Origin of the sequence: Streptomyces sp. CCM_MD2014 (assembly GCF_000772045.1) — a bacterium.
GTDB classification, from domain to species: domain Bacteria; phylum Actinomycetota; class Actinomycetes; order Streptomycetales; family Streptomycetaceae; genus Streptomyces; species Streptomyces salinarius.
This window is the reverse complement of sequence record NZ_CP009754.1, coordinates 2,630,561-2,642,893: the sequence shown is the minus strand read 5'-3', so window position 1 is coordinate 2,642,893 and position 12,333 is coordinate 2,630,561. Positions and strand designations below refer to the sequence as shown.

Here is a 12,333-nt window from a genome sequence, read left to right as displayed (position 1 = left end):
GCCGTCGTAAGCCCTGCCGCCCGGTCGGCCGCCGTGTGCGCCCCGGGAGGACACATTTCCTGCTTCAGTCGGATTACCAGTGCGGCCGTTCATCATCCCCCGCGGCGCCAACCGGTCGCGGAGGTCGAGGAGATGGTGCGCGCCACCAACCCCCACCTGCTCATCGTGGAAGGCGTACTGGAACGCCTCTACGGCCTCGAAGAGCGTCGCGTGGCCCCGCCGGGAACCCTGCCGTCCGACCTCGCGGCCGCGGCGGGCGAGTCCGCGCTGGCGCGGGCCGGGGTGGCGCCGGGCGAGGTCGATCTGTTGATCTTCGCGGGGGTCAGCGAGGACCTGGAGGAACCCGCGACCGCCCACGTGGTCGCACACAAACTCGCCGTGACGGCCCCCGTCTTCGACGTGAAGAACGCCTGCAACGGCGTGCTCAACGCCCTGCAGATCGCCGACGCGCTGATCAGGACCGGGACCCACACGACGGTCCTGGTCGTCACCGGCGAACTGCCCAGCCGGCTGATGCGGCTGCCGGTGGCCGACCGCTCCGGACTCGCCTACGCCATGCCCGCCTACACCGGCGGCGACATGGGCGCGGCGCTGCTCCTGCGGGCCGGTGACACCCCCGGGCTGATCGCCATGCGGTTCGCCGCCGACTCGGCCGGCTGGGACGCCGCGACCATGGTCAACCCCTACTTCGGCACCGACGACCGGCCCGGGTGCCCGCGGATCGACTCCGAGTCCCTCGTGCGTTCCTGCCTGACCTTCGCGCAGGACGGCGCACGGGAGATGGCGGAGCTGGGCTTCAAGATCGGCGACGCCGACCTCGTCTGCGTCCACCAGGCGTCGGTGCCCTTCACCCGCACCCTCTGCGACGCCGTCGGCGCCGAGCGGGACCGCGTCGTCCCGGTCTTCCCGCGGTACGGCAACGTCGGCACCGGCAGTCTCCCGCTGCAACTGGTCGAGGCCGAGAACACCGGGCGCCTCCACCGCGGCGACCTCGTCGCCCTGTTCGGGCTCGCCAGCGGCACGAGCTGCGGCCTCGCGCTGTGCCAGTGGTGAACCGCACCGGCCGCCCCCGCGCCGACGAGGAGCGGCCCCGCGAACGGGACGGGGCGAGCCCGCCGGGCGAGGCCTGGATCTGCTCGGTCCTCGCGACCTGGGAGGGGGACCCTTCCCCGGCCCACCGGTACGTGGACGGGGAGGGCCGCGTCCGGGAACTGTCCAGGGCCCGGCTCCTGGACGAGGTGCGCGACCGCGCCCGGAGGCTGACCGCGTGCGGGACGGGTCCCGGCAGCCGGGTGGCCCTGCTGGCCGACGACCCCGGACGGTTCGTCCCCGCCTTCCTCGGTGCCCTCTGGGCCGGGATGATCCCGGTTCCGCTTCCGCCTCCGCCGGTCCTCGGGCGGCGCGACGCGTGGAGCGAGGGGCTCGCCGCGGCGCTTCCCGCGGCCCGTCCGGACCTCGTCGTCGCCGAGGAGCCGGCACTCGCCCTGATCCCCGGGACGCCGGCCCGCCACCTGTCCTACGAGTCCCTGGAGGACGTCCCGCCGGGGACCGACGTACCCCGCCCCGCCGCCTACCGGCCGGAGCGGACCGCCTACCTCCAGTTCAGCAGCGGCAGCACCGGGCGGCCGCGGGCCGTCGTGGCCACCGCCGGATCGGTGACCGCCAACGGCCTCGCCATCATGCGGCACGGACTGGCCGCGGACCCGGCCCGCGACCACGGCGTGAGCTGGCTGCCGCTCCACCACGACATGGGCCTGGTCGGCTTCGTCCTCGCCCCGCTGACCGTGGGCGTACCGGTGACCCTGATCGCCACCCGGCTGTTCGTCCGCGACCCGGGCGTCTGGATGCGCACCCTGTCCGACGTGCGCGGCACGATCACCGGCGCCCCCAACTTCGCCTACGCGCTGGCCACCCGGCGCACCGACGCGGACCGCCTGGCCCGCCTCGACCTCTCCGCGGCGCACACCCTGCTGTGCGGCGGGGAACCGGTCAGCCCCCGCACCCTGCGGGACTTCGCCGACGCCCACCGGGTGGCGGGTCTCGACCCGGCGGCGCTGCGCCCGTGCTACGGACTGGCCGAGTCCACGCTCGCGGTGTCCCTCGCCCCCCGGGGCGCGGCCTTCCGCCCGGACCGGGTCTCCTGGCCCCGGCTGCGCGACCACGACCGCGCCGAACCGGGCGGCGACGACGAGGAGTCCGTGGAGATCGTGGGCTGCGGCCGCCCCTTCCCCGGCCACGAGGCACGTGTCGTCACGGAGTCCGGACTGCCCGGCGCCGACCGGGAGGTGGGCGAGATCTGGGTGCGCGGACCCTCCGTGTGCGCCGGGTACGTGGACGGGACCCGTGACCGGCCGACCCCGGTCGCCGAAGACGGCTGGCTGCGCACCGGGGACCGCGGCTACCTGGTCGACGGCGTCATCCACCCGGCGGGCCGGCTGAAGGACGTCCTCGTCGTCCAGGGGCGCAACATCGACCCGCAGCGCGTCGAGTGGGCCGCCGAGGCGGTCGACGGCGTCCGCCCCGGAGGCGCCGTCGCCTTCACCCGGCCCGGAACCGACACCGAGGAGGTGGTCGTGGTCGCCGAGTGCCGGCCCCACCGGAGCGGTGACATCGACGGCGCCGTACGGGAGACCGTCTCGCGCCGCCTCGGCCTCGGCCTGGGCGACGTCGTGGCCGTCGCCCCGGGCACGGTCGCGAAGACGACCTCGGGCAAGCCCCGGCGCCAGGAGATGCGCCGCCGTTACCTCCTCGGCCACCTCCCACCCGTAACCACCGACCCCCCAAGGAACGGCCCATGACACCGACCGACATCCCCCAGGTGCTGCACCGGGCATACCGGCAGGTCACCCAGCGCGACCCCGGAGACCTGCACCGGGACACCGACATCCGCGCGCTGGGAGTGGACTCCGTGCAGCTCCTCGAAATGATCGTCGTCGCCGAGACGGAACTGGGCCTGCGGGTCCCGGACGCCGCCCTGGGCAGCGTGGAGACGATCGGGGACCTCTACGACATGCTCGACCGGGCGGCGCCCCAGGCGGAGGCGCAGACGCAGACGCAGACGGAGGCGCAGGCGGGGGCGGAGGCACAGACACAGGCACAGGCACAGACGCAGACGCGGGAGCCCGCATCCGCATCCGGGTCCGTGCCCGCACCCGCGTCCGCTCCGGCCCCGGTCGTGCGATGACCTCGATCGCGCTGCGCGAGGCGTTCCACCGGGAGTTCATGACCTTCTTCGAGCGGGCCGAACGGACCCGCCGCTGGAACGTCTTCGACGACGTGCCCTGGGACCGCCTGGAGGAGGTGCCCGCACAACCCGGACTGGCGCTCGCCGCCGAGACGTTCTGCGGCATCGAGATGTTCCTCCCCGACTACCTCCAGGCCCACCTGTCGCTGCTCGTCGGCGACTACGGGCAGGCGTGGTTCTCCGCGAACTGGGGCTACGAGGAGGCCAAGCACGCGCTGGCCCTGCGCGAGTACCTGCTGCGCAGCGGCCAGCGCACCGAGGCGCAGATGCGGGACTTCGGGGACGCGGTGGCGGCGCGCCACTGGGAGGCGCCGTACCGGACGCCCCGGCAGATGGTGGTGTACTCCGCGCTGCAGGAACTGACGACCTTCGTCAGCTACCGCAAGCAGCGCGAACTCGCCCAGCGGACGCGAGATCCGGTACTGGCCGAGGTCTACCGGCTGATCGGCCGGGACGAGATGGCGCACTGCCGCTTCTACCAGCGGATCCTGGGCCTGCACCTCGACGAGGACCGCGCCGGCACGCTGAAGGACCTCGCCCACGTGGTGCGCACCTTCCGCATGCCCGCCCACGAACTGCTGCCGGACCGCGCGGAGCGCGAGACCGTGCGCACCACGGGCTTCGGCAACGGCGCCTTCATCACGGAGGTCGTCCTGCCCTCGCTCGGCGCGCTCGGACTGACCCGGCACGACCTCTACTCCGCCGCGGCCACCGTGCCCGCGGCCCGCTGAGGCACGCGACCGCGCGGTGCCCTCCCGCCACCGGCGAGGGGCACCGCGCGCAACCGTGCGCTCAGAGCGCGGAGTTCACGTGACCGGCGAACCTGCGGGCCTGCGCCTCCGACTTCCGCAACAGCTCCGCCAGCCGGTCCCGCGCCGCCTCGCCGTCGGCACCGAGCCCGGTCCGGTCGAACACCCGCAGGTGGCGCATCACCGGTACGAGCACCTCCGCGTGGTGGGTCACGGGGGAGTAGACGCCCGAGCGCGCCATCGACATCGACAGGCGCGCGAAGTCGGGCGCCCCGTGCGCGGGGGACCTGAACGTCGCCACCACCGTCGCCAGGGCCCCCACCGTGCGGTCCGGCTGGAGTTCCATCGCCGCCTCGAGGACCCGTCGGTAGAACAGCATGTGCCGGTTCTCGTCCTGCGCGATCCGCTGCAGCAGCGCCACGCACACCGGCTCGCCGGAGATCCGCTTGATGTTGCGGTACGAGATCCGGGTGGCCAGTTCCTGCAGGGTCACGTACACCAGCCCGGCGAGGACGTCGCCGCGGTAGTCGCTGTCGTAGCCCGTCTGCAGGTGCAGGCGGCGGGCGTCCTCCATCGCCACCGGGTCCGCGGTCCGCGTGACGACCAGGTAGTCCCGGATGGCCGTGCCGTGCCGGTCCTCCTCGACCGTCCACCGGTTGACCCAGGTGCCCCACGCGCCGTCCCGGCCGAACAGCTCGGCGATCACCCGGTGGTAGCTGGGCAGGTTGTCCTCGCTCAACAGGTTGTGCAGCAGCGCGTCCCGCACCGCCGACTCCATGGCGCCCTGCTCCGGCGCCCACGGCTCGCCCTCGAGGACGCCCTCGTAGTTGCGGCCCAGCGCCCACGGCACGAACCGGTGCGGGTACCAGTCGTCGGCACCGCGGAAGTGGGCGTCCAGGGCACGCGCCACCACCGGCTCCAACTCCGTGAGCAGCCCGACGTCCTCACGCTCCACCTCTGGCGCACGCATTAACTGCCTCCCGACGATGCCGAAGTGCGGCGGGACCGCCCGTGCTCCGGCGGTCTCCTAGCGGTCACCGGCATGCTCGCCCACCGCGCGGCTCCCAGCCGGTGCAGCGCGCCGGGCGGTCACCGGGAGCCGGTAAGTGTGATGAACTCCAGTGCGCCGCACGGCGGTTCACGTCCGCGGCCCCTGTGGCCCGGCCGGGTGAAGTTCAGGCGTCCGCGCGCCGTCGGCGCGGTCCGGCGGACGGTCCCGCCCTTACCGTGGCGCCATGCCTCCCCCCACGCCGCCGGCCGATCTGCTGCCCGGATATCCGGCGGCCGACCGGTGGCGGCGCGTTCCGCGGACCGGCCAGCACTACGTGGACACGGGCTCGGGCCCGCCCGTGCTGCTGCTGCACGGCAACCCGTCCTGGAGCTACCAGTGGCGCCACCTGATGGCCGCGCTGGCCCCGGACTTCCGCTGCGTCGCCCCCGACCTCGCCGGGCTGGGACTGTCGCCGCGACCGCCGGCACCGGCCGCGCCCCTGGACCGGCACCTGCTGCAACTCGACCACCTCGACGCCCTGTTCGACCACCTCGTCGCCGACCGCGGCGCGCCCCGCGACGGCTGGACCCTGGTGCTGCACGACTGGGGCGGTCCGCTCGGCTGGGCCTGGGCGCGACGCAGGGCCCTGCGCCCGGCTCGTGTGGTGGTGCTCAACTCCGTCTGCTTCCCCTGGCCCGCCGGCTACCGGCTGCCGGTGTACCTGCGCTGGATCCGCGACCACCGCGGCGTCGCGGCCCTGGCGCACGCCACCAACTTCTTCCCCCGGGCCGCCGTACGCGGCGGGGTCGTGGCTCCGCTGGGCCGGGCCGAGCGGCGGGCGTACCTGCTGCCGCTCGCCCGCGGCGCCGACCGGCGCGCGGTCGTGGACTTCGTACGCGGCATCCCGCGCGACGACCGGGAGGAGGCCTGGCGGCTCCTCGAACCGGACGACGACGGGACCGGCCCCGGCACCGCGCCGCTGTTCGTCGGCTGGGGCATGCGCGACCCGGTGTTCACGCCGCTCCTCCTGCGGGAGTGGGAGAGCCGCTTCCCGCACGCGAGGGTCCACCGCTACCCCGACGCCGGCCACTACGTCATGGAGGACGCGGCGGACCGGCTCGGCCGCGACGTCCGCGGGTTCCTCTCGTCCACGGAACGGGGCTGACATGGCACATCTGCACGCCCGGCTCGAACAGCTCGCCGCGGAACGCCCGCACGACACCGCTCTCGTCCACGGCCGCCGCGACGGCGCCGGCCGGGCGGTCACGTTCGCCCGGCTCGTCGACGGATGCCGGGAGGCGGCCGAGGCCTTCGAGCGGGCCGGAGTGCGCCCCGGCCACAAGGCCGTGACCATGACCGGCGACCCGTACCACCTGTTCACCACCGTCCACGGACTGCTCGCGGCCGGGGCCGTCCCGGTCCTGGTCGACCCCGGCCTCCCCCGGGCCGACCTGCGCCAGTGCCTGGACGAGGTGGCCCCAGAAGTGTTCGTCGGCGAGCCGCTCGCCCACCTGGGCCGTACGGCGCTGGGCTGGGCCCGCGGCCATGTACGGACGGCGGTCGTCACGGGTGCCGCCGTACCCGGGCTCCGGCGGCGCCTGCCCCTGCCCCGGCGCGGCAACGCGCCCTCCGGGCCGGCGGCACCGGACGCCGGTCCGGAGGGACACAGCGCCCGCCCGCCGGCACCGGACGGCCTGGCGCTGATCGCCTTCACCTCCGGATCGACCGGTGTCCCCAAGGGAGCCGAGTACCACCACAGCACCCTCGTCGGGCAGGCCGAGACACTCGCCCGCCTGGTCGGCACCGACGGAGCACTGCTCGCCGGCTTCCTGCCCGTCGTCCTGCTCGGTCCGGTGCTCGGTCACCGGACCGTGGCACCCGCGGTCAGCCACCGGGCCCCGGCGCGCACCCCGCCCGAGCGCCTGGTCCGTCCGCTCCTGGAACAGCGGACGGACGTCGTGGTCGGCTCGCCGGCCGTCCTCGGTCTGCTCGCCGAGCACTGCGCGCGCCGACGCCTCACCCTCTCCTGCGTCGACCGCGTGATCTCCTTCGGCGCCCCGCTGCGCGCGGGCCTCGCCGACGCCCTGCACGCCGTGCTGCGGCCGGACGCCGAGGTGCTCAGCGCCTACGGAGCCACCGAGTGCCTGCCCGTCAGCGCCATCCGCACCACCGACGTCCGCCCGCCGGGCACCGGCACGTGCGTGGGCCGGCCCGTCGACGGGGTCGCGGCACGGATCCTGGACGCGGACCCCGACGGCGTCGGCGAGATCGCCGTCACCGGGGCCAACGTCAGCCCCGCCTACCACGCCCGGCCCGAGGCCACCGCGGCGGCCAAGATCCTCACCGGCCAGGGGGTGCAGCACCGGACGGGCGACATGGGCCGCATCGACGCGGAGGGCCGCATCTGGTTCCACGGGCGCCGCAGCCACCGTGTCGTCGGCCCCGGCTACGCCCTGACCACCGAGGACGTCGAGGCCGCCGCCGACACCGTGCCCGGCGTACGGCGCACCGCCCTCGTCGGTGTCGGGGCGCCCGGCAGGCAGCGGGCCGTCCTGTGCGTGGAGCTGACGGGGCGGGGGTCCGGTCGCGCTGCCGCGGTCGCGGCGGTGCGGGAGCTGCTGGACCGCCGTCCCGAAGGGCGGCACGTGGGCGCCGTCCTGGTCCACCCGGGGTTCCCGACGGACATCCGCCACAACTCCAAGATCGACCGCGAGCGGCTGGCCGTCTGGGCCGCCCGGCGCCTGCGCGGCGTCCGGTGAGCACACCCCCGCCCGGCCGGGTCCTCGTCACCGGCGGCAGCGGCTTCCTCGGAGCCGAGATCTGCCGTCAGCTCACCGCCCGGGGCACCGCGACCGTCTCCCTCAGCCGCCGCCCCAGCGCGGCGCTGACCCGGCTCGGCGTGCGCCAGGTCCACGGCGACCTCACCGACCCCGACGCCGTCGACCGGGCGCTGCGGGGCTGCGACGCCGTCGTCCACAACGCGGCCCTCGCCGGGGCCGGCGGCCCGTCGGCCCCCTACTGGCGCACCAACGTCGACGGCACCCGCACCGTCCTCGACCGGTGCCGTCGGCTCGGGGTGCGCACCCTCGTCCACACCTCCACCGCCAGCGTCGCCTTCGGGCCCGGGGGCCTGGAGAACGCCGACGAGCGGCTGCCCCGCCCCCGGCGGTACCTGGCCGCCTACCCGCACACCAAGGCCGTCGCGGAGACGCTGGTCCTCGACGCCCACGGCCCCGGTCTCGCCACCCTCGCCCTGCGCCCGCACGTCATCTGGGGACCGGGCGACCCGCACTTCCTGCCCGGCCTGACCCGCGCCGTCCGCCGCGGCCGCCTCGTCATGCCGGGCGACGGGTCCAACCTCGTCGACACCACCCACGTCCGCACCGCGGCCCACGCCCACCTGCTCGCCCTCGACCGCCTCCACCAGGGGTGCCCGGTCGGCGGCCGGGCCTACTTCGTCGCCCAGGGCGAGCCGCTGCCGCTGCGCGACTTCGTCGCCCTGCTCCTCGCCACCGCCGGGATCCGCGCCGTCTGGCGGCCCGTCCCCCCCGCCCTCGCCCACACCGTGGCGGCCGTGCGCGAAGCCGCCGGCCGGCTGCTGGGGGACCCCGGCACCCACGGCCTGAGCCGCTTCCTGGTCGCCGAACTCGTGCACCCGCACTGGTTCGACCTCACCGCCGTCCGCACCGGCCTCGGCTTCGAGCCGCCGCTCGGCTTCGCGGACGGCGTCCGCGCGGCGTTCGAGGCCGCCGGCCGTCCCGCGTCCGGCGCGGACACCCTCGCCCGCCTCCTGCCGGAGCCGACGCGTCCCCGCGGACAGCGCCCCTCCGGCCCCTGCCCCTCCGGCCCCTGCCCCTCCGGCCCCTGCCCCTCCGGCCCCGGCCCGTCGTGGGGGCCGACCGAAGGGCTCCGGCCGGCGGACGCGTCCCGGCCGGCGGACGCCTCCTCGCCGACCGGCCCGCCGGAGCCGCAGCACCCGCCCGTACCCGCACGTCCCGCCGTCACCGGCCCCGAGAAGGGAACCGCCCAGCCATGACCGACACGTACGACGTGATCCACTCCGTGCTGACCACCACGTTCAAGATCCCCGAGGATCTGATCAGCCCCGACCGCACCCTGGAACAGCTCGAGATGGATTCGCTCGCCCTCGCGGAGTTCGCGCTCATCCTCCAGGAACGCCTGGAGGTCCGGGTCGAGGAGGAGCACGCCACCCGAGCGACCACCCTCGCCCAGGTGACCGAGCACCTCGACACCCTGCGGGCCCGGTCGGTGACCGCGCCGTGACGCCACGCGCCCCCGTCGCGATCACCGGGCTCGGCCTGATCACGCCAGGCGGGGAGGGAACGGCGGCCACCTGGGAGGCGGTGTGCGCGGGAACCGGCACCGCGGCCCCCGACCCGGCCCTCACCGGTCTGCCCGTGGACTTCTCCTGCCGGGTCCCCCTGACCGACGACGAACTGGACCGGCGGGTCGGGCGCCGGTCCTGGCGCATGGGGCGGCCGGCGAAGCTCGCCGTCCTCGCCGCCCGGGAGGCCGTCCGCGACGCCGGACACCGGCCCGCCGACTGGGACGGTGCCCGCGTCGCCACCCTTCTGGGCTGCGGCATCGGCTGTGTGGACAAGTGGGAGGAGCAGGCGCGGCGCCTGGACGGGCGCGGCCCCGAGTTCGTCTCACCGCTCGCCATCCCGCTGGCTCTGCCGAACCTCGGCGCCGGCGAGGTCGCCATCGACCTCGGGGCCCGGGGCGTCAGTCTCGCCCCCGCCACCGCCTGCGCCTCCGGGGCCACCGCCCTCGCCCTGGCCCGCGACCTGCTGGCCGCCGACGTGTGCGACGTGGCGGTGGCCGGCGGCGTCGAGGCCGGCATCAGCCGCCTGTCCACCACGGGTTTCTGGCGCATGGGCGCCCTCTCCGGACGCACGGCCGAGCCCGCCGGGGCGTCCCGGCCGTTCGCCGCCGACCGCGACGGGTTCGTCATGGCGGAGGGCGCCGGCGTCCTGGTCCTCGAACGCGTCGCCGACGCCGCCGCCCGCGGCAGGCCGCCCCGCGCGCTGCTCGCGGGCTGCGGCGCGACCACCGACGCCCATCACCCCACGGCGCCGTCCCCCGACGGGCGCGAAGCGGAAGCCGCGCTGCGCACCGCGCTCGCCGAGGCCGGTCTCGACCCGCACGACGTCGACCACGTCAACGCACACGGCACCTCCACCGCGCTCAACGACGCCGTCGAGGCGGAGCTCGTCTCACGGGTGCTGCCGCACCGGCCCAGCGTCACGGCGGCCAAGGGGGTCCTCGGGCACGCGCTGGGCGCCGCGGGCGGCATCGAGGCGGCGCTGACCGTGCTGACCCTCGAACACCGGCGCGTCCCGCCGATCGCCAACCTGACGGCCCCCGCACCCGAGTTCGACCTCGACTGCGTCGTCAAGGCACCCCGCCGCCAGGACGTCCGCGCCGCGGTCAGCCACTCGCTCGGTTTCGGCGGGCACAACGTCGTCCTCGCGCTGACCCGCCCGTGACCCGACGGGCGGGACGGTCCCGCGCCCCCGGGCGTCCTTCCGCCCCCGTGCGCCGTGGCCCGGTGCGTCCTTCCGCCCCCGGGCGCCGTGGCCCGGCGCGTCCGGGTTCCTCCGCGGCGTCCTTCCCCCGTCCTGCGGTCCCGCCTCTTCCGACGCCCCGAGCGCCCCGGACCCCCGCGCCTCCTCAGACGGACACGGTCTCGTCCTCGTGCCGCTCCGCGCGCTCGGCGGGGGCCGGCGGCACGACCGGCGCCGGCTTGGGCAGCACCGCGTAGAGCAGTCCGGAGATCACCACCGTGGCCACCCAGCCGAGCCCGTACTCGCCGACGAAGTTGTTGGTCGCGAGGGGGCCGGTGAACCAGTCGGACGTGGTGAACATCAGACCGGCGGCCAGGCCCACCGCCCAGGCGACGACGGCGGCGGGGGAGAAGCCGCCCCGGTACCAGTAGGCGCTGGTGCGCGAGGTGTCGGCCATCGCCTCGCCGTCGTACTCCCGCCCGCGCAGCATGTCTGCGCCGAAGACGCCGACCCAGGCCGAGAAGGCGACCGCGAGCAGCGACAGGAAGGCGATGAAGGAGCCCATGAAGCTGGTCGCCACCAGCATCAGCACGCCGCCGAAGACCAGCGAGATCACGGCGTTGACCGAGACCGCCCAGTGCCGCGGGACCTTGAAGCCCAGGGTCTGCGCGGTGAAGCCCGCCGAGTACATCGACATCGAGTTGATCAGCAGCATGCCGATCAGCGCGATCAGCAGGTAGGGCACCGCGATCCAGGTGGGCAGGATCTCGCCCAGGAAGGAGACCGGGTCGGCGGCCGAGGCCAGGTCCGGCGTGGAGACGGCCATGATCATGCCCATCAGGACCATGGGCAGGACGACGATTCCGGCGCCGCCGACCGTGACACCCACGATTCCCTTCGAGGAAGCCGTACGCGGCAGGTACCGGGTGAAGTCCGGCGCCGACGGGATCCAGCTCACCCCGCCGGCCGCGATCAGACCGACGCCCGTGATCATCGCGGCCACCGAACCGGCGGAACGGTCGAAGACCGCGGACCAGTCGGTGTCGACGACCAGGTAGCCGAGGACCAGCACCGAGAAGGCGCCGAAGAGGTACGTCGCGTACTTGTTGCACTTCTGCACGGCGTTGATGCCCAGCCCGGAGATCGCGAAGGTCGCCACGACGAAGGCCAGCAGCGTCACCATGTCCAGCACGCTGTTCGCCCGTATGCCGAACACGATGTCCAGCACGGTGAGCACGGCATAGGCGCCGGTCACCGCGTTGATCGTCTCCCAGCCCCAGCGGGCCACCCAGATCAGCGAACCGGGCAGCAGATTGCCCCGCTGCCCGAACACGGCACGGGACAGCGCCATCCCGGGAGCGCCGCCGCGCTTGCCGGCGATGCCGATCAGGCCCACCAGGCCGTACGACACGACGGGCGCGGCGGCCGCGACGACCAGGGCCTGCCAGAAGTTGAGGTGGTACGCCACGACGAGGCTCGCGCCCATCGTGAGCAGCAGCACGCTGATGTTGGCGCCGACCCAGGTCGGGAACAGCTCGCGGGTCCGGGCGGTGCGCTCGTGGTCGGGCACCTGCTCGATGCCACGGGTTTCCAGGGCGCCTTCGTTCTCGGCGGTCTTGCTCATGTGGGGGGTCCGTGCCTCGATCGTGGGGAAGAGGGGCCGGTCGGGACTCTACGCGCGTTGACGCGTCCTCCTCCATCGTACTTTGCTCCGACTCGTTCCCTCCAGGGCCCTTTGTCCTTCGGACGAAACCACAAAGAGCCGACGAGGGCTCGACGAGGACTGGACGAGAGGCCGACAAGGGGGTCGGCAACGGGGGC

11 protein-coding genes are annotated in these 12,333 nt (G+C 74.9%); 9 read left to right on the top strand and 2 right to left on the bottom strand.

The features are described 5' to 3' along the window. Positions 1-132: 132 nt before the first annotated feature. Genes NI25_RS11320 through NI25_RS11305 form a run of 4 tightly spaced genes read left to right on the top strand, consistent with a single transcriptional unit; the run spans position 133 to position 3,975 of the window. Positions 133-1,053, top strand: coding sequence for a 3-oxoacyl-ACP synthase III family protein (locus NI25_RS11320; protein ID WP_107071695.1), 921 nt, complete (start codon positions 133-135; stop codon positions 1,051-1,053). Further along, on the top strand, positions 1,047-2,798 hold the full coding sequence (locus tag NI25_RS11315) for an AMP-binding protein (RefSeq protein WP_061442342.1): 1,752 nt from the start codon (positions 1,047-1,049) through the stop codon (positions 2,796-2,798). Before NI25_RS11320 ends, NI25_RS11315 begins: the two co-directional genes overlap by 7 nt. Continuing rightward, positions 2,795-3,184: an acyl carrier protein gene (locus NI25_RS11310; protein WP_061442341.1), complete on the top strand. Its 390-nt coding sequence runs from the start codon at positions 2,795-2,797 to the stop codon at positions 3,182-3,184. Before NI25_RS11315 ends, NI25_RS11310 begins: the two co-directional genes overlap by 4 nt. Next, positions 3,181-3,975, top strand: coding sequence for an acyl-ACP desaturase (locus tag NI25_RS11305; protein ID WP_061442340.1), 795 nt, complete (start codon positions 3,181-3,183; stop codon positions 3,973-3,975). Before NI25_RS11310 ends, NI25_RS11305 begins: the two co-directional genes overlap by 4 nt. Positions 3,976-4,036: 61 nt before the next feature. Here the strand turns inward: NI25_RS11305 and NI25_RS11300 are convergent, their stop codons facing one another. Then, positions 4,037-4,963, bottom strand: a complete 927-nt coding sequence (locus NI25_RS11300; RefSeq protein WP_061442339.1) for an acyl-ACP desaturase — start codon at positions 4,961-4,963, stop codon at positions 4,037-4,039. Between the two features lie 265 nt (positions 4,964-5,228). Between NI25_RS11300 and NI25_RS11295 the strand changes: the two genes are divergently transcribed. The 5 genes from NI25_RS11295 to NI25_RS11275 are packed head-to-tail and all read left to right on the top strand — an operon-like array spanning position 5,229 to position 10,494. Then, entirely contained in the window at positions 5,229-6,149 is a 921-nt protein-coding gene (locus NI25_RS11295) for an alpha/beta fold hydrolase (RefSeq protein ID WP_061442338.1), read from the top strand. A 1-nt stretch (position 6,150) separates the two neighbouring features. Further along, complete coding sequence (locus NI25_RS40145; RefSeq protein WP_061442337.1) at positions 6,151-7,743, top strand: AMP-binding protein; 1,593 nt, start codon at positions 6,151-6,153, stop codon at positions 7,741-7,743. Continuing rightward, entirely contained in the window at positions 7,740-9,020 is a 1,281-nt protein-coding gene (locus tag NI25_RS40140) for an NAD-dependent epimerase/dehydratase family protein (RefSeq protein ID WP_233520718.1), read from the top strand. Before NI25_RS40145 ends, NI25_RS40140 begins: the two co-directional genes overlap by 4 nt. Further along, positions 9,017-9,268, top strand: a complete 252-nt coding sequence (locus NI25_RS11280) for a phosphopantetheine-binding protein (protein WP_061442336.1) — start codon at positions 9,017-9,019, stop codon at positions 9,266-9,268. Before NI25_RS40140 ends, NI25_RS11280 begins: the two co-directional genes overlap by 4 nt. Continuing rightward, positions 9,265-10,494 (top strand): beta-ketoacyl-[acyl-carrier-protein] synthase family protein, encoded by a 1,230-nt coding sequence (locus NI25_RS11275; protein WP_061442335.1) that lies wholly within the window; start codon positions 9,265-9,267, stop codon positions 10,492-10,494. Before NI25_RS11280 ends, NI25_RS11275 begins: the two co-directional genes overlap by 4 nt. A gap of 184 nt (positions 10,495-10,678) precedes the next feature. Here the strand turns inward: NI25_RS11275 and NI25_RS11270 are convergent, their stop codons facing one another. Further along, the gene (locus NI25_RS11270) at positions 10,679-12,136 is read right to left on the bottom strand and encodes a cytosine permease (protein ID WP_061442334.1); all 1,458 of its coding nucleotides are present in this window, start codon (positions 12,134-12,136) and stop codon (positions 10,679-10,681) included. Positions 12,137-12,333 lie beyond the last annotated feature (197 nt).